Source organism: Stutzerimonas kunmingensis, assembly GCF_002929225.1.
Taxonomy (GTDB): Bacteria; Pseudomonadota; Gammaproteobacteria; order Pseudomonadales; family Pseudomonadaceae; genus Stutzerimonas.
Genome location: NZ_PISM01000019.1, coordinates 1 through 18,096 on the forward strand (window position 1 = coordinate 1; position 18,096 = coordinate 18,096).

An 18,096-nucleotide genomic window follows, 5' to 3' on the forward strand; every position below is an offset into this window, starting at 1 on the left:
AAGCTCGCAGCGGCTAAAAACCAAGAAATGAGCGGGTGATCGGGCGGGTTTTGATCGATTTGCCGCTTTCAAAATCGGCAAGGGCTGAAGTCGGTCAAAAAACAGGCGGCTTTTTCAGACCTTCCTTAGATAGTCTTGAGTCTTCTCTTATAGCCCAGGGTATATACATGCTTTGGGCTTTTAATTGTTCAATCTCCTTCTAATTAATTTAAAAAGTTTCAATTCTAACCAATTGAAGCATTGTTTTTCCCTTTTTCCCTTTTTCCCTTTTTCCCTTTTTCCCTTTTTCCCTTTTTCCCTTCTTCCCTTCCGCCTCGCAAATTTTTTTGTCTGCTTCCTGCATCCACTTACCCGGATCGCTCTTGGATCGGCCGAGTACGTTTAATCATCGTGGAAAGAGGATAGATAAAATTCCTACTATAAATGCCCGCTTCTGGCCGGTGCCGTAATTCAGTGACCGCTTGACGTATACCCTAACCTGACACCCCGAAACGCAGCGAAAATCTGTCTGGATAGGGTTGGTTATCCAATAATTTGGCATCTGTCTGACTGCCTTTAGGATCTCAGCTATACACAATTTGCTGGGAGGTAGCATGCACGGACAACGCATTGGTTACATACGGGTCAGTACGCTCGATCAGAACCCGGATCGTCAACTGGAAGGCGTTCAGGTAAGCAAGGTGTTCATCGACAAAGCTTCCGGCAAAGACACCCAGCGTCCGCAGCTTGAAGCGTTGCTCAGTTACGTTCGTGAGGGCGACACTTTGGTCGTGCATAGCATGGACCGGTTAGCCCGTAACCTCGATGACTTGCGGCGCATGGTGCATCACCTCACCGGGCGGGGAGTGCGCATTGAGTTCGTGAAGGAATCGATGGCGTTTACTGGGGAAGATTCGCCAATGGCTAACCTGCTGCTATCGGTCATGGGGGCTTTCGCGGAATTCGAGCGGGCACTGATTCGTGAGCGGCAGCTAGAGGGTATTTCCCTGGCGAAACTGCGCGGCGTCTATCGAGGGAGGAAAAAAGCGCTGAGCGACAGCAGGATCCAAGAGCTGAGGCACCGCGTTGAAGCCCGTGAGCCAAAAGCTGCTCTGGCACGCGAGTTCGGCATCAGCCGAGCCACCCTCTATGAGTATCTGCGGGCTCCGGCGTAGCGAATACAACCTTATCCCTGGTAGGGAAAAGCTTCCCATCCAGGGGAAGAGCTTCAAACCCCCTCCATCTCAATGCCATTCTCGTCCAGCCAGCTCTTAAGCTGGGCGTAAATGGGTGTGGCGCGTTTTAGGTACAGGCCAACGCATAGAACCGTATAGAAACGTATAGCGGTTTAAATCAATCATTTTCCTGCAGCGTTTAGAGGCATCACCGCAGCTTGCGCTTGCGTGCGCCAGACAGTTTCGCTGCATACCATGCCCTTTCGAGATGCGCCGCCGACAGACCTCAATTACGTTGAACACTCTATCTAGTTCAAGACGTGGCTGGCGGCAGGTAAGAACTCCGCTCCCTCATGAGTTCGGGAAATTTTCTGATGCCACAGACACTTTTAACAAATGTTCAGGTGGCGACTTGATCAGACATAGCAGTGATTCGAGCACAGAACGTATTAGCGACTCTTTGTTCTCTGGCTGTTGCAGGCACTCATATAAAAGACCGCTGATAGCGCTTTGAAATAGCGCCTCGACCATTTCAAGATTTATGTCTGGAGAAATTTCTCCATTTCTAGAAGCGGACTCGAGGATGACTGCAATTTGCCGCATGAACTGCTTGCGGAGCCGTGTTAAGCCGTTCCAAATGATTCCGCATTCGCCTGTAGGTCCTTGAAGGAACATGATGCTCGAGAGCTTTCGAGCCGTGTCGTCGCCAATCGTATTCAGCAGAACGCGCGCCAGCCACGTCCATGCGTTGTCAAGGCAGGCATTGCGAGGCACCGGCTGTCGAAGCGGAATCGACAACTCGTCGAACAGCGCGTTCAAGATGGCGTGCTTGTCCTTGAAATGCCAATAGACCGCACCGCGTGTGACGCCCGCCATCTTGGCCACCGTCGCCAACGCGGCGTTATCGACCCCCTCATCCCAGAACACTTCATTGGCAGCCATGAGAATCTTGCGTCGGGTCAGCTCCGCTTCAGCGGCGGTTCGTCTGGCCATGCTTTCGCCTCTCAGGATGTATGCGTGGCGCGCCGACCGATCGCCCGCTCGACGCTCTGCTGGCAGCGACGCAGCGCCTGCTGAAATGGCTCACGTCGAGTCACTAGTCGCGCTGTCGGTCCGACGATTGCGATCGAGTACCGACCCAAATAGGTTTCCAGCGTGATCGCAAACGAGCTGAGTCCTTCAATCAGCTCGCCATGCTCTTCGGCAACGGCGCCCTCAGCGATCTGGCCGAGCTGCTCAAGCAGCGTAATCCGGTCAGGCGTGCATGGAGTTACGATCGGCAACGGGTCGGGCAGCAGCTGTTGCAGCCACTCATCGGCCAGGACCGCCAGCAGCGCCTTGCCGCTCGCAGTCGCGTAGGCCGGCGCCTTGATACCAATGGGAAACACGACACGTAGCTCACGCTCGGCCACGACGCGGTCGACCACGTAGGCTTTCGCGCCGACCAGCGTGCTGACGCAAACCGACTCGCCCAACTGCTCAGAGAGCTCAAGCATGTAGGGCTTGAGCAACGTGATGATGTCCGTCTGGGTCTGGCTGATCAACTGCCCGAGTGCCGGCCCCAGGCGGAAGCCGCCACTGGGGCCAAGGGTCTCGACCAGGTACTCGGCCTCCAGCGCGGTGATGATGCGCTGCACCGTGGAGCGGGGCAGGTCGACGATCTGCGCGATGGCGGCCAGGCTCAGTCCCTGGGGGTTGTCGCCCAGGGCCCGCATGATCGCTCCTGCGCGGGCGATTACCTGAATACCGTTGTGCCGGCCGGCTTCAGCGGCCTGGTCTGTCTGTGTCATGGCGTCCTCTTAATGTAATGCGCCCACTTGGGTTGGGGGCATTTTCCAGCAGCCTCGCAAGAGTGAACAGGCATTCTTTAACGCTGCGGACCGGAGTTGCCAGTGCTTTGTTCAGGCCTGTTACATATTCCGAACTGTCTCTACTGAATCGCATAGTGATACACTGGACTGCTATATGGTACAGACTTTGTGCATTTGAGGGAGAGGCAACAGGTGAATCACCGAAAAGCTAAATCGCGCGTATGGCATTCCATTCCGCTGGCGGCACTGCTGCTGGCCGGCTGCGTGGAGTCGGACAAGGCGCAAACCGCAGCGCCGCCGCCGGAAGTGGGGGTCTATCGGGTCGAGGCACAGGCGTTGACGCTGACCACCGATCTGCCTGGGCGCACCAGCGCCTACCGCATCGCCGAGGTCAGGCCGCAGGTAACCGGTATCCTCCAGCAGCGCCTGTTCACCGAAGGCACGGAAGTCAAGAAGGGCCAGCAGCTGTACCAAATCGATCCGCGCACCTACGAGGCGCGACTGGCGCGCGCCGAGGCCAACCTGACCACTGCCGAGAACCTAGCCCAGCGCTATGAACGGTTGCTTAAGACCAGCGCGGTTAGCCGCCAGCAATACGATGACGCCATGGCTGCGTGGAAGCAGGCTCAGGCCGAGGTGCAGGTCGCGCGCATTGACGTGCAGTACACCAAGGTGCTGGCGCCGATCTCCGGGCGCATCGGCCGTTCGGCCGTCACCGAGGGCGCGCTGGTCACCAATGGCCAGGTGCAGGAGCTGGCGACCGTTACCCAGCTCGATCCGATCTACGTCGACGTCAACCAGCCAATCACCAACCTGCTCGGCCTGCGTCGCGCATTGGAATCAGGTCGCCTGCAAAGTTCTGGAGATAACCAGGCCGACGTCAGTCTGACGCTGGACGATGGTAGCGCCTACCGGCTGCCGGGCACCCTGAAGTTCTCCGAGGTCAGTGTCGACCCGACCACCGGCTCGGTGACCCTGCGCGCCGAGTTCCCCAACCCGGACCGCAAGTTGTTGCCGGGCATGTTCGTGCATGCGCTGCTCAAGGAAGGCACCCAGCAGGATGCGCTGCTGGTGCCGCAGCAGGCTGTGAGCCGCGATACACGCGGCGTTCCCAGCGTCTGGGTGGTCAAGCAGGACAACAGCGTCGAGAAGCGCGAAGTCGAGACCCTGCGCACCGTCGGTAATGCTTGGCTGATCGGCAAGGGCCTCGCCGACGGCGAACGTGTGATCACCGAAGGCACCCAGCACGCCCGCAGTGGCGTCACGGTAAAGCCGGTGGAGGCCAGCAACGTCCATCTGGTTTCCGAGTTTGGCGAGCCCACTGCCGCCACGGCCCACTGAGGAGCTAGACGTTCATGTCCCGTTTTTTCATCGACCGGCCGATCTTCGCCTGGGTGCTGGCCATTGTCGCCATGCTCGCCGGCGCGTTGTCGCTGGTGAAGATGCCCATCAGCCAGTATCCCAACATCGCCGCCCCGGCCGTCGCCATCGCTGTGTCCTATCCCGGCGCCTCGGCGCAGACCGTGCAGGACACCGTGGTGCAGGTGATCGAGCAGCAACTCAGCGGCCTCGACGGCTTCCGCTACATGTCCGCCGAAAGCGCCTCCGACGGCAGCATGACCATCATCGTGACCTTCGAGCAGGGCACCGACCCGGATATCGCCCAGGTCCAGGTGCAGAACAAACTGCAGCTGGCTACACCCAGGCTGCCTGAGGAAGTGCAGCGCCAAGGGCTGCGCGTGGTGAAGTACCAGCAGAACTTCTTCCTGATCATCGGGCTGGCGGACAGCACCGGCAAGATGAGCAACTTCGACCTCGGCAACGTGATCGCTTCGCAGTTGCAGGACCCGATTTCGCGCATCGACGGCGTGGGTGACTACATGTTGTTCGGCTCACCCAATGCCATGCGCATCTGGCTTGATCCGGCCAAGCTCAACAGTTACCAGCTGACTCCAGGCGATGTTGCCGACGCTATCCGCGAGCAGAACGTACAGGTCTCCTCCGGCCAGCTCGGCGGTTTGCCGACCCGCACCGGTGTGCAGCTCAACGCCACGGTGCTGGGTAAGACTCGCATGACCACTCCTGCCGAATTCGAGGAGATCCTGGTCAAGGTCAAAACCGACGGCTCGCAGATCCGCGTCAAGGACGTGGCTGAGGTCGCGCTGGGTGCCGACAACTTCTCTATCTCGAGTACCCATAACGGCAAGCCTTCGGCCGGCCTGGCCCTGCGTCTGGCCTCCGGCGGTAACCTGCTTGAAACCGTAGAAGCCGTGAAGGCCGAGATGGAGAAGCAGAAAGTCTATCTGCCCGAAGGCATCGAGGTGATCTATCCCTACGACACCACGCCAGTGGTGGAGGCCTCGATCAGTTCGGTGATCCACACCATCATCGAAGCGGTGGTGCTGGTCTTTTTGGTGATGTACCTGTTCCTGCAGAACTTCCGCGCCACGCTGATTCCGACCCTGGCGGTGCCGGTGGTGCTGCTCGGCGCCTTCGCGCTGCTGCCCTACTTCGGCATCAGTATCAACGTGCTGACCATGTACGCCATGGTATTGGCCATCGGCCTGCTGGTGGACGACGCCATCGTGGTGGTGGAAAACGTCGAGCGCCTGATGCATGAGGAAGGGCTGACACCACTGGAAGCCACGCGCAAATCCATGGGGCAGATCCAGGGTGCGCTGGTGGGTATCGGCTTGGTGCTCTCGGCAGTGTTCGTGCCCATGGCCTTCTTTGGCGGCTCGGCAGGCATCATCTACAAGCAGTTCGCCGTGACGATCGTGCTCTGCATGAGCCTCTCGGTACTGGTGGCACTGATCTTCACCCCGGCGCTGTGCGCCACCCTCCTGAAGAAGCCCAAGGGCGATGCCCATCACGAGAAAAAAGGCTTCTTCGGCTGGTTCAACCGCATCTTCGACCGCGGCACCAACCGCTTCGAGCGCGGCGTGGGCGGCATGCTCAAGCATCGCGGCCGCTACCTGCTGGCGTTCGTGCTGATCACCGCCGGCACTGGCTACCTGTTCACCCAGATTCCCAAGGCGTTCCTGCCCAACGAGGACCAGGGGTTGATGATGGTGGAGGTGCGGATGCCGGTGAACTCGTCCGCCGAGCGCACCGAAGCGGTCCTCACCCAGGTGCAGGACTACCTGAAGAGCGAGGAAGACGAGCTGATCGAGCACGTGCTGAACGTCAACGGCTTCAACTTCGCCGGCCGCGGGCAGAACTCGGGCCTCAGCCTGGTCATGCTCAAGGACTGGGACCAGCGCTCGGCCGAGGGCCAAGACGTGTTCAGCATCGCCGAGCGCGCCAACGCCCACTTCGCTCAGGTCAAGGACGCCACCGTCATGGCCTTCGTGCCGCCGGCGATCCTGGAAATGGGTAACGCCATGGGCTTCAACCTGTATCTGCAGGACAACGCCGGCCTCGGCCACGAAGCATTGATGGACGCACGCAACCAGTTCTTGCAGTTGACCAACGAGCATCCGCATCTGCGTGCGGTGCGCCCCAACGGCAAGGACGACGAGCCGCAGTTCCAGGTCAATATCAATGACGAGAAAGCCCGCGCCCTGCAGGTCAGCATCGCCTCGATCAACGAAACCATGAGCGCGGCCTGGGGTTCGATGTACGTCAACGACTTCATCGACCAGGGCCGGGTCAAGCGTGTCTACATCCAGGGCCAAGACGATTCGCGCATCTCGCCGGAAGACTTCGGCAAGTGGTACGTGCGCAATACCCTCGGTGAGATGGTGCCCTTCTCGGCCTTCGCCACCGGCGAGTGGGTGTTTGGCTCGCCGAAGCTGGAACGCTACGGCGGCATCTCTTCGCTGGCAATCCTCGGCGAGCCGGCACCCGGCTACAGCACCGGCGACGCCATGGTCGCCATCGCCGAGATTATGAAGGAACTGCCCCCCGGCATTGGCCTGAGCTACACCGGCCTGTCCTACGAGGAAATCCAGACCGGTGACCAGGCGCCCATGCTTTATGCGCTGACTGTGCTAATCGTGTTCCTCTGCCTGGCTGCACTTTATGAAAGCTGGTCGGTACCGGTGTCGGTGATGATGGTGGTTCCGCTGGGCATTCTCGGCGCGGTACTTGCCACGCTAATGCGTGAACTGAACGCCGACGTCTACTTCCAGATTGGCCTGATGACCACGGTCGGCCTGTCGGCGAAGAACGCCATCCTCATCGTCGAGTTCGCCAAGGATTTGTATGAGAAGGAAGGCATGCCGCTGGTCGATGCTGCCGTTCATGCGGCCAGGCTGCGGCTGCGACCGATCGTCATGACTTCCTTGGCCTTTACCTTCGGTGTATTGCCCATGGCTCTGGCCAGTGGCGCCGGTGCCGGCAGCCAGCACTCGGTCGCTACCGGCGTGGTCGGCGGGATGATCACCGCCACGGTGCTCGCGGTGTTCTTCGTGCCGCTGTTCTATGTGGTGGTGGTCAAGTTGTTCGAAGGCCGCAAGAAGGCTCAGGCCGATGGCGAAGGAGAATCCGCATGAGACTCAAGCATCTGACCGTCGCGATGACGCTGGCGCTGTCCGGCTGCAGCCTGATTCCGGACTACCAGCGCCCGGACATGCCGGTGCAGGCGCAGTGGCCGGAAGGCGCGGCCTATGATCAGGGCGTGTCGGCGAGCACCACTGCCACGGAGCTGGGTTGGCGGCAGTTCTTCGTCGATCCGACCCTGCAACGCCTGATCGGCCTCTCGCTGGAAAACAACCGCGACCTGCGTCAGGCGGCGCTCAACGTCGAAGCCTACCGCGCGCAATACCGCATCAGCCGCTCCGACCTGTTCCCCAGCATCGGCATCGACGGCAGCGGCCAGCGCCAGCGTCTGCCGGCCGACCTGGCGAACACCGGCGAGGCGGGTATCGCCAGCCAGTACGGTGTAACGCTTGGCGTCAGTGCCTACGAGCTGGACTTCTTCGGTCGCCTGCGCAGCCTGGAGGAAGGCGCGCTGGCGCGCTACCTGGCAACCGAGGAGGCGCAACGCAGCGTGCAGATCGGGCTGGTCAGCGAGGTCGCGATGGCCTACCTGACCTGGCGCACCGATCAGGGCCTGCTGGAGCTGACCCACGACACGCTCTACAGCTATGGCAAAAGCCTGAGCCTGGTGCAGGCCGCCCACGACGTTGGCACGGCATCGGCATTGGATGTGCGTCAGGCCCGCAGCCTGGTGGAGCAGGCGCGCGTGCAGTTCGCCCGCTATTCGCGCCTGGTCGCGCAGGATGCCAACCTGCTGCGCCTGTTGCTCGGCACCGAGCTGCCGGCCGATATCACGGATGAACCCGGCAGTGATCGCATGTTCGCAGAATTGCCGGTGGGCATGCCGGCCGACCTGCTGCTACGCCGCCCGGATATCATCGCAGCCGAGTTTCGCCTGCATGCGGCCAACGCCAACATTGGCGCAGCACGCGCGGCGTTCTTCCCGAGCATCCGCCTGACAGCCGCCGCCGGCACCCTGAGCGGTGAGCTAGACGGCCTGTTCGAGGGCGGTTCGGGCACCTGGAGTTTCATGCCACAGATCAACATCCCGATCTTCACCGCCGGCCGGCTCAAGGCCAACCTCGATTACGCCGAGGTGCAGAAGGACATCAACATCGCCGAGTACGAACAGACCATCCAGACCGCATTCCGCGAAGTCGCCGATGGCCTGGCCGCACGCGGCACCTTCGAAGAACAGCTGCAGGCCCAGGCCGACCTGACCACTACCACCCAGGAATACCTGGAACTGGCGCAGCAGCGCTATGACGAGGGTGTCGACAACTACTTGGCCGTGCTCGATGCGCAACGCGAACTGTTCTCTGCCCAGCAACAGCTGCTCAGCGACCGACTGCTGCAGCTCAACAGCGAGGTGCAGCTGTTCCGAGCGCTCGGCGGCGGATGGACGGAGAACATCGCGCACCGCGACGAGTCCGCGCAATAAAAAGGCGGTCGGCGTTACGCCGGCCGCTATGACAACGTTTGATTGTTTTGGAAAGCCAGAGGAGAGAAAGCATGAAAATCCGCTTCGCACTGTCGTTGGCAATCGCACTTCTTACCGGCACAGCCACCGCTGGCGCCGCCGAGTTTTCCGGCGCGCTGGGCATGACCGGTCAAGGTGACATGAGCTACCGCGCCGGCCTGGCGTTCGACTGGGACAAGACCTGGCTGAACAGCGGTACCGGCCAGCTAACCGGCTATTGGGACGCCGCCTATACCTACTGGGAGGGCGGTGACGACTACAGCGGTGCGCACTCGCTGTCCTTCGCCCCGGTGTTCGTCTATGAGTTCAGCGGCTTCAAATACACGCCCTTCTTCGAAGCCGGGATTGGCGTGGCATTCTTCTCCAAGACCGATGTCGGCGAGCAGCAATTGGGGTCCTCGTTCAACTTCGAAGACCGCATCGGCGCCGGCCTGAAGCTGCCGCACGAGCAAAAGGTCGGCATACGCGCCATCCATTATTCCAATGCCGGCATCAAACAGCCGAACGACGGAATCGAATCCTACTCATTGTTCTACAACAAAGCCTTCTGATATCTGGGGCTTCTGCGCCGGACGGAGTCGCAACGTGGTAATCACCTTGCCGCAATTGTCCCTTATACCTAGTACGTTGTGTCGCAGCGATTTCGTCTGCGCGCTGCCCTCTGTGTTGTTCCCCCGCAATTACTGATCATTCGTGACCTGTCGCACCGCAGCAAACTGCTGGTGAGCTCGTCTACAACTTAGAGGCGGTAACCTGATGGACTACGGAATATCGTCCAGTCGCAATTGGCAGCACATCAATGAGATCCGAACTCAGAAAAATGCCTGCCGCATGGTGCCGGCGGTGGAAGGGCGCTATCCGGCCAAGAGCGGGCGTTAAGGTTAGGAAAGTAAATCTGGCCCCTTTTGCCTTTTCCCACAGCCCCACGCTTTCTCGGATATGTAACGACAACTACTAATGCAGGCGAGCTTCCGCTGCTGGCAGAATGCTATGGTGTGTGTGCAAAGGAACCACAAACAGATGCTCTGAAAAGGAGTTCAGCATGAGTCCCAAGCTCTATCTCGTTCTGGTGCTGCTGGCGCTGGGTGCTTACCTTTTCTGGCTGACCCGTGAGCAACTGGCTGCGATGCAGACCAAGAAAAAGGCGATCGCCTACGGCAAGGCGGTGATGGCCGCCGTTGAAACGCATTACGTTGAGCTGAAAGACAAGTCGGTTTTGCTGGTCGAAGATAAGGGATATCAGGTCGTCGACGACTCGAAGTGGAAAGCTGAGCTCGACAAGTTCATCACTATGGTCGTCCGCCCGAAGGTCGAGGGTTTCATCAGAACCCGGGCCGATCAGGCTGTCTTCCACCAATTCGCCACGACCATGCTTCTCCAACTGTTGGACGGCGATGTGTTCCCCCGTCAGTTCCCAGTCGAAGAGTATGCAGCCGGCGCGATCCAGCCGGCCGGCGAGGCTGAAAAGTTGTTGATCCCGGCCCGCTGGCTTTTCTCGATAGTGTTCGTCGCCGTCGCGGTCTACACCGCCATCCACCAAGGCTGGCTGGGGGGCTTGCTGATGCTGGTTGCCGGCTTGGTGTTCAACCCGCTGACACACCAGAAAATGGTACAGAAAGCACCGTGGTACGACCGATACAATCTCGGAATTTGGGCGATTCTGGGCATCGTGTTACTGGCCAACATCTCCTACTTCCAGCATGCCCAGGCGGTCTACGACGAGAGCCAGGCCCTCCTTGCCGAACAGCAAAAGCAGCGGGCGATTGAGCAGCAGAGAGTTGCCGAGCAGCGTCGCGTGGATACCGAACAGAAAAGGCTGGCGGTAGAGGCTCAAGCCGCCAATGAGTTCGCGGCGAAGCGCTTAGAGGTCCTCGAAAACCTAAGTCGGGCTATCCAAGAAGAGCGATTTTCGGACGCGAAAGCGATCCTGGACAAGTACAGCGCGGTTTCTGATTCTGATCTGGTCGCGCTCAAGGGTGAATACGAACTGAAAAAGGAATTCTTCGAAACCAAGGAGGCCGCTGCCAAGGCCGAGCGGAAGCGCCAGGAGAACTACACCGCTCGCATCCGAGACTACGCGATCGACGAGTACACTTCGGCACAGTATCCGAAGCTCACGGCCAAATATCGAAGCCGGCTAACGGAGATTAAAAACTTCCGCCGCACAGCGGCTGAGCGCGTGATTGACAGCGGCAAATGCGACTACGTCGAGAATGTCCAGCTCAGCGACGAAAGCACGCTGCGATCACTCAAGTTCTTCATTGACTGCGCCAACGAGAACCGGATCTACCTGACCGAGGCTGACCTTAAGAGCGGTGCCGAGGTGCGTACACAGGCAGAAAACTCTTGGGACGAAGGTGAGGCCATTGTTGCGTGTAGGGACATGACGAAACGGAGCGCGACCATTCCGAGCTCGGTCAACTTCCACAGTTTCACTGGTACCAGTGCAACGACCGCCAAGACCACCGGGAACGTCCAGGTGCTTTTAAACTTTGATGCCAAGAACGTTTTTGGTACGGAGATCGGCTACACGGCGAGGTGCATCTTTGAGCCGCGTAAGCAGGGCAGCATCGAGATTTTCTTACGCGAATAACGCTGAGCGGCGAGTGTGCGGGCATTGCAAATGCATTCGGGGGTGACGACGCGCCGCCGTTATGAGCGCTGCTGCCCGGCCGCTTCTGGCCGACAATCGGCATCAGTAGGACCCCCTGTATGAGTACCTGCTGGCTTCGGCGTAGGGGGTACAGTCTGTCCCTGGTAGGGAAAAGCTTCCCAGCCAGAGGAGGAGTTCAGGTCCGGCACCGTGCCAGGGCACGCCTGGCTAGCGTAGGAAGAGTTTCCAGCTCCTGAAAGGCTGGCTGGCCAGGTCGAGGATCAATGGCTTGTTCAATTTCTACGGCGTTCATGTGGGCGGTTCCGGTCATTGCTGCCAAGGCTGCATCTGGGGCCACCATCCATGCAAAGAGGCGGCGGTGGTCGGAATCGATTGGAAGGCAGGCTCATGTGTAGACTTTAAGATGCGGCTGTCTGCAAGGAGACGGGCTTAGGTATATGTGCTTTATGAGCAGGGAGCACAGTGAGCACAGGGACAGCGCAGGAGTGGTGGGGCTTGTAGCGGTTCCCTATGCCGGCTTCCAGTAGGGAGCCGAGGGAGTAATTCCTTCTCTTATGTTCCCGGCGTTCCCTGTGCCGACCCGCTGGAGGAAGCAAGCGCAGACCCCATGAATACGGGCTGATCCCGCTGTTCCCTGCGTTCCCCCACCAAAATAGAACACTGCAACTAGCCAACATGCTCCAAGCGTGCCGGATCAATCCAATAGAGCCCTGGATTGCTGCCGTCCGGGAGCCGCTTCCTGTGCTGCAGCTTGCCTGGCTCCTTCTTGATGATCGCCCCCACAGAGTCCAGTGTGCGCAGCACACGAGTCAGCTCGAAGTCTTGGGTGGCATCCTGAAGGCCGCCGCGAGTGAATAGGTAGATGCGTCCGCTGGCGGTGCGCTCCCAATAGCCCGCGCGGTCACGAACAGCTTCTGCACCTACGGCTGTGGACTGAAAGCGGCTGCCGCCGTGGCGGTCGATGAAATCGGCGATGGCGCGCAGGATCTGCCGATCCTCGCTGGGACCTTCCCCACGCCCGGCCTGCCAGCTTTCAAAGAGCTCCACCATGCTGTTGGTCCCTTCGCCCTCGGTTAGCGGTAGCAAACCGTAGGTTGTGGCGAGCTCCAGCGCCAGAGCGAGGATCGCAAAATTCCTTGCTACGCGAGCAGCCTGGCTGGAGGTCGGGTGAAAGCGCTTCTGGATCGTATCCAGCAGGTCTGGCAGCTTTTCCGTATCGCCATGCTCGATCAGTCGCCGTACGAATGCTGGACCGGCGTGGCCATAGTGAACCCCGCTGGCCTTCTGGCGTGCATCGGACAGAGCCTGTCCACTGAGGTGATTGTGGAGGTTGTCCCAAGCACCGTAAGTTCGCCCTGCCGAAACCGTTACCAGACGAACTTCCTGACCGGCGCGGACAGGCTTTCCCGCCTCGCGCATCTTGGTTTCGAGCGTTATCTCACCACTCGACAGCAATATCGCTAGCCACCGGCGGATCTTGCGTGCAGCGCCGGTGGGCTCAGCACGCTGTTTCCCGACTCCATCCACGATGGCATATACCACCTCGCCCACGATGGCCGGATTGGCCTGTCCCAGCTCGTCGAGCGGCACAAGGCAATCGTTTCGCAGAGCAGATAGACCCTCCAAGCCGCTGCCTGAAGCAGCCCACTTCCGCATGAATTTGTTTCCGTGCCCCCAGACCGAAGCGGCACACATCACGATGGTGGTTTTTCCGTTGGAACTGTCCCAGAGCAGGTGAAAGCCGCACCCTGAGTAAACTCGTAGAGGCGCTAGCAGCGTGCCCGCAAGTGACGCGCCAATGCCCAACTGAAAAAGTGGATTGCCCGGCAGGATTGCGCTGATGGACTGCTGCCAGCCTTCTAGTGTGCCGGCTTTGCCGTACTCACCATTCGACGAGCTTTCGGACTGAAAAATCGCATCACCCGTGCCGACGCTTTCGAGCGGGGTGACGAAAAGCTTATCGCCGAGCCAACCCGTTGTTGCGGTGGAGATGACCCGGCTCTGCGGGTGCTGGCTGGCGATGTAACTCACGATTTCTCGTTGTTGAGAGTGGTCGATTTTGAGCCCCCGATTGAACAGGGTAGAAACGATCCGCTCCGGCCGGCCAGCAAGAAGCTCGGAGGGCAAGGCCCACGAAAGCTCTTTGCCATCCAAATTAGTAAAACGGAGCAACCGGCCGTAACCTTCGCTGCACGTTGAGTTGCGGGTAATCGCGTCCACATGCAACGGGCCGCACAGCCATTCGTGGCGGGCGGTTTCTTCACCCTCTTCTGTCCTGGTGCTGTAGTGCATCCAGACACCTGGATAGAACCGCTGTCCGTTATAGGTGATCTCAGTGTCGTGCACGCTGTAGCCGTTTTTTGGAATAGCGATTTTTGTAGCTGCCGGGGCCAGCGGGGTGACGTTAATAGTCGCGCAGGATCGTGTCTTGGGCTGTTTCTCTGAGGCGTTCATACCGTATTCCTCATTTTTCGCGCGCAAGGGAGCCCGCAAAGCCATAAATGACTGGCTTCGATAGAAAAAAGATTGGGACGGCCCTCTAGACCGCAGTGGCTCGATTAGAGGGCGAGGCGGGCGTCAGGCTTCGAGCGTGAGGAAGTGTTCCACGTCCCTGCGCAACCACAAAAGGCGCCGCCCAAAGTGGCGTGGTTGCGGAAAACCGGGGTTCTGTCGCATACGCCAGAGGGTCGTGCTGCTGCAGCGCAGCAGCTGACAGAGCTCGGCGCTAGTCAGGAAGATTTCGTGTGGCATGGCAGGTGCTCCTCGTGATGTGTAGAAACACTGTGCCGTTCTGTGAAAGCTTTTTGGGCTGGAATTCGACCACATTGTTGTAGGTTTAGGATTTCGCCACGATAGCTCAGAGAAGCGCCTCAATTTGTCGAACGAGGGATAGCGTCGGGGGATGTGTTGAGCAAAGTGTTGAGCAGAAACGAAAAAGGCCCACCTTGCGGTGAGCCTAAGTCGTTGATTTCTATGGTGCCGGCACCAGGAGTCGAACCCGGGACCTACTGATTACAAGTCAGTTGCTCTACCAGCTGAGCTATACCGGCATTTGAGGGTCGCCATTATATCCATTGCGCGCGGCGAGTAAACCGTTTGGTTACGGTGACTTGCAGTGGCTTATTCAGGCCGCTTCACATTCTGCGCGGGCGCGTCGAGTTCGGCGAGCAAGAGCAGGTTGCGCGGCGTCAGTTGGCTGGGGCAGAAGGTGCCCAGGCGAACGCGGTAGCCCTGTTCTTCCAGCAGTAATGCTCGGTCGAGCAACAGCCAGAGTTCGAGCGGGCGGCGGAACAGGCCGCGCACCAGTTCCAGGTTGCGAACTTCGGCTAGGCGCTGCCAGCCTGTGCGCTCCAGTGCCGGCCAGTCCTCGTCACCGGGCGCGGGTAGTTGCTTGAGCGTGGCGAGGTCGTGGCAGTAGTCGGCGAAGTCTTTCTTCAGCCAGGCGCCGGGCAGCGACGGGGTCGGCAGATATTCGTCCAGCTGGCGCAGGCGGCGCTGCAGGGTATCGAAGCCCAAGCGCCAGGCCATGGACTGGTCGCGGTTGCGCCGTTCGCGTGCGCCCGCGGTGACGGTTTCGCTCAAGGGCAAACCGAGGTCATCGCGCGTGAGCTGCAAGGACGAAGCTCTGGCTGCCTGTGACAGTGGGATGTACTGCTCATCGGTGATGCGGTTGTAGCAGCAGGGTGCCACCGCAAGCTGACGGCATTGTTTGGCGACGGCCAGTTGCAGCAGGCGAACATGCAGGTCGCCGCAGGCATGCAGGGCGACTGGCGTATGCGTGGCGTGCAGCTGGTCCCCTGCATCGGACGCCAGCACATCCTGGCAGCGGTGCGTCGCCTCGACGCCGAGTCGTTCGCTCAGCTGGTCGCCGGCGTTGACCAGCGCTTCGTCCCACTCAAGGCAGGTCAGTGCCGCGCCGTATCTGGCCAGATGCCGGCCGAGATGACCTTTACCGGAGCACCAGTCGAGCCAGTGCCGCGGCGTTTCGCGAAAGTGCAGGCGCGCGCCGAACGCCTGGATCTGCAGCGATTTGCGTCCCGGTATGTCGAGGTTCTGGCGATGAGTCACAGCCGGCGGCTCGCTTGCGGGCAGTTCGTCGATCTGGCTCAGCTCGCAGGCAATCGCAGCCAGCTGCGGGAAAGGTGCCGGTGCGGCGAGTTCGCCTGGCTGGTTGTGCGCGGCTTCGGCGTCGGCCAGGGAGCGTGCTCGCAGCCAGGCGGCGAGTTCCGGATAGTTGTTTTCCCACGGCAGGCTTCGGCTAACGAATGGGCGTGGGCGCCAGAGAGCCTGGTGCTCGCTCAGGAAACGGTCGAGTGCCTGGAAGCGTTCGAGCAGAGAAGGGGAGGCTGTCATCGGCGGGCAGGCGTTCGGGCGGGAGCCGATTGTAGCGGGATGCCGCGGTAGGAAGCACAACGCCCGTCGAGGGACGGGCGTTGCAGTTGCAGTTACTGGCCGTAGACCTGTTCCGGAAGCCAGGTAACGATTCCGGGCCACATGTAGGCCACCACCAGCATGCCGATCTGGATCAGGATGAACGGCAGCACGCCCTTGTACATCACACTGGTCGGTACGCTGCGGGGTGTGACGCCGCGCAGGTAGAACAGCGAGAAGCCGAAGGGAGGGGTGAGGAACGAGGTCTGCAGGTTGATGGCGAACATCACGCCGAGCCAGACCGGGTCCAGGCCCATGGCCAGCAGGATCGGGCCGACGATGGGCACCACCACGAAGATGATCTCGATGAAATCGAGAATGAAGCCCAGCAGGAAGATGACCAGCATCACCACCAGGAAGGCGCCGAGCACACCGCCAGGCAGCGAATGCAGGGCATCTTCGATCAGCGCTTCACCGCCAAAGCCGCGGAATACCAGGGAGAACAGCGACGCACCGATGAGGATGAGGAACACCATGGAGGTGATTTCGGTGGTGCCGAAGGCTACCTGCTTGAGCTGGGCGAAATTCAGCTGGCCCTTGGCGATCGACAGCAAGGTCGCGCCCAGGGCACCGATCGCCGCAGCCTCGGTCGGTGTGGCGTAACCAGCGAGAATCGAGCCGAGCACTGCGGTGATCAGCGCCAGTGGTGGCAGCAGCGCACCGATCAGCTTGCCCCATTCGATCGGCCCCAGTTCTTCCTGCGGCAAGGCGGGCAGCTTCTTCGGCTGGAAGATCGCTACCGCGATGAGGTAGAGGATGTACATGCCGACCAGCACCAGGCCCGGGATCAGCGCGCCGACGAACAGGTCGCCGACCGACACGGTCTTCGGCGAGAAGATGCCCATCTTCAGCTGTGCCTGCTGGAAAGCGCTGGACATCACATCGCCGAGCAGGACCAGGATGATCGAGGGTGGAATGATCTGACCGAGGGTGCCGGTGGCGGCGAGGGTGCCGGTAGCGATCGCCGGGTCGTAGCCGCGACGCAGCATCGTCGGCAGTGCCAGCAGGCCCATGGTGACCACGGTGGCGCCGACGATACCGGTACTGGCCGCAAGCAGCGCGCCGACCACGCAGACCGAAATCGCCAGGCCGCCACGCATGGTGCCGAACAGCCGCGACATCGATTCCAGCAGGTCTTCGGCGACGCGCGATTTCTCCAGCATCACCCCCATGAAGACGAACAGCGGTACCGCCAGCATCGTCTGGTTGTTCATGATGCCGAAGATGCGGTTCGGCAACGCGTGCAGATAACCCACGTCGAACGAGCCGGTGACCACGCCGATGCCGGCGAACAGGAGTGCCATGCCGCCAAGGGTGAAGGCGACCGGGTACCCGGACATCAGGGCGAAGCAGATGCTGATGAACAGCAGGATGGCCATGATCTCACCCATGCTTCACCTCCTGCTCTGCTTCAGGCAAACGACCGGCCAAGCGGTAGCCGGCCTTGATCAGGTCGGAAAGGCCCTGCAGGGCTAGGCTGCCGACCAGCAGCAGGATGATGCTCTTCTGCAGGTAGACGAACTTCAGCCCGCCCGACTCGTTGGAACCTTCGTGAGTTGCCCAGGAACTGGTGACGTAGTCCCAGCTGTTCCAGCCGAGGAACAGGCAGACCGGTAGCAGAAAAAGCAGGTGGCCAAGACCATCGACGACGGTCTGCCTGCGACTGCTGAACTTCTGATAGAAGATGTCGACGCGAACGTGGCCGTTGCGCTGCAGGGTCCAGGCGGCGGCGCCCATGAACACCAGTGCATGGCCGTACATCACTGCTTCCTGCAGGGCGATGGCGCCGATGCCGAAACCGTAGCGCAGGACCACCACGACGGCGGTACCGATGACGAGAAACAGGGTGATCCAGGCACAGAGCTGGCCGAGGCGCATGTTGAACGCATCGATGAGACCAGCCACGCGCAGCAGGGGCGGGGGGCTCTGGGACATTTGTAGTCCTTCTTAGGAGACGCAAGGTTGGCGGGAGAGGGCGATTCTTGCAGTACTGGCGTCTTGCAGCAATCGGCCTACGACTTTTAGCTTATGCGCTAGGCTTGAGGCGCCGGAGGCTCTAATGTTAGTCGAGCCCGGAGTGGCGGATGCATTTCCGGCGCAGGTTTCGCCGTACGAGTCAGCGGT

The 18,096-nt window shown here is 60.2% G+C and carries 14 protein-coding genes and 1 tRNA gene; 6 read left to right on the top strand and 9 right to left on the bottom strand.

What is annotated here, in order from left to right:
- Window positions 1–208: 208 nt before the first annotated feature.
- Complete coding sequence (locus CW305_RS23900; RefSeq protein WP_281257290.1) at window positions 209–343, bottom strand: hypothetical protein; 135 nt, start codon at window positions 341–343, stop codon at window positions 209–211.
- A 250-nt stretch (window positions 344–593) separates the two neighbouring features.
- Here CW305_RS23900 and CW305_RS14340 point away from each other — a divergent pair, with 250 nt between their 5' ends.
- Window positions 594–1,154, top strand: coding sequence for a recombinase family protein (locus CW305_RS14340; RefSeq protein ID WP_023447019.1), 561 nt, complete (start codon window positions 594–596; stop codon window positions 1,152–1,154).
- A 351-nt stretch (window positions 1,155–1,505) separates the two neighbouring features.
- Here CW305_RS14340 and CW305_RS14345 read toward each other — a convergent pair whose 3' ends face one another.
- Window positions 1,506–2,147 (bottom strand): TetR family transcriptional regulator, encoded by a 642-nt coding sequence (locus CW305_RS14345; RefSeq protein WP_104098211.1) that lies wholly within the window; start codon window positions 2,145–2,147, stop codon window positions 1,506–1,508.
- Window positions 2,148–2,158: 11 nt separating this feature from the next.
- On the bottom strand, window positions 2,159–2,944 hold the full coding sequence (tbtR, locus tag CW305_RS14350; protein WP_023447021.1) for a tribuytltin resistance regulator TbtR: 786 nt from the start codon (window positions 2,942–2,944) through the stop codon (window positions 2,159–2,161).
- Window positions 2,945–3,157: 213 nt separating this feature from the next.
- On the opposite strand from tbtR, the gene CW305_RS14355 reads away from it, so the two are divergent.
- From CW305_RS14355 to CW305_RS14375, 5 genes are all read left to right on the top strand, one after another.
- A complete protein-coding gene (locus CW305_RS14355; RefSeq protein ID WP_044314269.1) occupies window positions 3,158–4,306 on the top strand; it encodes an efflux RND transporter periplasmic adaptor subunit in 1,149 nt (382 codons plus the stop codon).
- A gap of 14 nt (window positions 4,307–4,320) precedes the next feature.
- Window positions 4,321–7,461: a multidrug efflux RND transporter permease subunit TbtB gene (gene tbtB, locus CW305_RS14360; RefSeq protein WP_104098212.1), complete on the top strand. Its 3,141-nt coding sequence runs from the start codon at window positions 4,321–4,323 to the stop codon at window positions 7,459–7,461.
- Window positions 7,458–8,888 carry a multidrug efflux RND transporter outer membrane channel subunit TbtM gene (gene tbtM / locus CW305_RS14365; RefSeq protein WP_003296469.1) on the top strand — a complete coding sequence of 477 codons (1,431 nt, stop codon included), beginning with the start codon at window positions 7,458–7,460 and terminating at the stop codon, window positions 8,886–8,888. The genes tbtB and tbtM overlap by 4 nt, the downstream gene beginning before the upstream one ends.
- A 71-nt stretch (window positions 8,889–8,959) precedes the next feature.
- Window positions 8,960–9,478 carry an acyloxyacyl hydrolase gene (locus CW305_RS14370; protein WP_104098213.1) on the top strand — a complete coding sequence of 173 codons (519 nt, stop codon included), beginning with the start codon at window positions 8,960–8,962 and terminating at the stop codon, window positions 9,476–9,478.
- A gap of 491 nt (window positions 9,479–9,969) precedes the next feature.
- Window positions 9,970–11,520, top strand: coding sequence for a cell envelope integrity TolA family protein (locus CW305_RS14375; protein ID WP_023447027.1), 1,551 nt, complete (start codon window positions 9,970–9,972; stop codon window positions 11,518–11,520).
- 687 nt (window positions 11,521–12,207) lie between these two features.
- On the opposite strand, the gene CW305_RS14380 is transcribed toward CW305_RS14375, so the two are convergent.
- The 6 genes from CW305_RS14380 to CW305_RS14405 form a co-directional block, all read right to left on the bottom strand.
- Window positions 12,208–13,995: a DUF927 domain-containing protein gene (locus CW305_RS14380; RefSeq protein WP_023447028.1), complete on the bottom strand. Its 1,788-nt coding sequence runs from the start codon at window positions 13,993–13,995 to the stop codon at window positions 12,208–12,210.
- 123 nt (window positions 13,996–14,118) lie between these two features.
- Window positions 14,119–14,292: a helix-turn-helix transcriptional regulator gene (locus CW305_RS14385; protein WP_003152828.1), complete on the bottom strand. Its 174-nt coding sequence runs from the start codon at window positions 14,290–14,292 to the stop codon at window positions 14,119–14,121.
- A 223-nt stretch (window positions 14,293–14,515) separates the two neighbouring features.
- Window positions 14,516–14,591, bottom strand: a tRNA-Thr gene (locus tag CW305_RS14390).
- A gap of 70 nt (window positions 14,592–14,661) precedes the next feature.
- Window positions 14,662–15,894 (bottom strand): methyltransferase, encoded by a 1,233-nt coding sequence (locus CW305_RS14395; protein ID WP_104098214.1) that lies wholly within the window; start codon window positions 15,892–15,894, stop codon window positions 14,662–14,664.
- Between the two features lie 92 nt (window positions 15,895–15,986).
- Window positions 15,987–17,363, bottom strand: a complete 1,377-nt coding sequence (locus tag CW305_RS14400; protein ID WP_044314272.1) for a TRAP transporter large permease — start codon at window positions 17,361–17,363, stop codon at window positions 15,987–15,989.
- Entirely contained in the window at window positions 17,356–17,907 is a 552-nt protein-coding gene (locus tag CW305_RS14405) for a TRAP transporter small permease subunit (RefSeq protein ID WP_023447031.1), read from the bottom strand. The genes CW305_RS14400 and CW305_RS14405 overlap by 8 nt, the downstream gene beginning before the upstream one ends.
- Window positions 17,908–18,096: the final 189 nt, after the last annotated feature.

What these genes read in the sequence shown, in the direction of transcription:
- tbtR (WP_023447021.1), bottom strand. Translation starts at nt 2,944, where the DNA reads ATGACACAGACAGACCAGGCCGCTGAAGCCGGCCGGCACAACGGTATT.
- CW305_RS14405 (WP_023447031.1), bottom strand. Translation starts at nt 17,907, where the DNA reads ATGTCCCAGAGCCCCCCGCCCCTGCTGCGCGTGGCTGGTCTCATCGAT.
- CW305_RS14345 (WP_104098211.1), bottom strand. Translation starts at nt 2,147, where the DNA reads ATGGCCAGACGAACCGCCGCTGAAGCGGAGCTGACCCGACGCAAGATT.
- CW305_RS14400 (WP_044314272.1), bottom strand. Translation starts at nt 17,363, where the DNA reads ATGGGTGAGATCATGGCCATCCTGCTGTTCATCAGCATCTGCTTCGCC.
- CW305_RS14370 (WP_104098213.1), top strand. Translation starts at nt 8,960, where the DNA reads ATGAAAATCCGCTTCGCACTGTCGTTGGCAATCGCACTTCTTACCGGC.
- tbtB (WP_104098212.1), top strand. Translation starts at nt 4,321, where the DNA reads ATGTCCCGTTTTTTCATCGACCGGCCGATCTTCGCCTGGGTGCTGGCC.
- CW305_RS14395 (WP_104098214.1), bottom strand. Translation starts at nt 15,894, where the DNA reads ATGACAGCCTCCCCTTCTCTGCTCGAACGCTTCCAGGCACTCGACCGT.
- CW305_RS14380 (WP_023447028.1), bottom strand. Translation starts at nt 13,995, where the DNA reads ATGAACGCCTCAGAGAAACAGCCCAAGACACGATCCTGCGCGACTATT.
- CW305_RS23900 (WP_281257290.1), bottom strand. Translation starts at nt 343, where the DNA reads ATGCAGGAAGCAGACAAAAAAATTTGCGAGGCGGAAGGGAAGAAGGGA.
- tbtM (WP_003296469.1), top strand. Translation starts at nt 7,458, where the DNA reads ATGAGACTCAAGCATCTGACCGTCGCGATGACGCTGGCGCTGTCCGGC.
- CW305_RS14340 (WP_023447019.1), top strand. Translation starts at nt 594, where the DNA reads ATGCACGGACAACGCATTGGTTACATACGGGTCAGTACGCTCGATCAG.
- CW305_RS14375 (WP_023447027.1), top strand. Translation starts at nt 9,970, where the DNA reads ATGAGTCCCAAGCTCTATCTCGTTCTGGTGCTGCTGGCGCTGGGTGCT.
- CW305_RS14385 (WP_003152828.1), bottom strand. Translation starts at nt 14,292, where the DNA reads ATGCCACACGAAATCTTCCTGACTAGCGCCGAGCTCTGTCAGCTGCTG.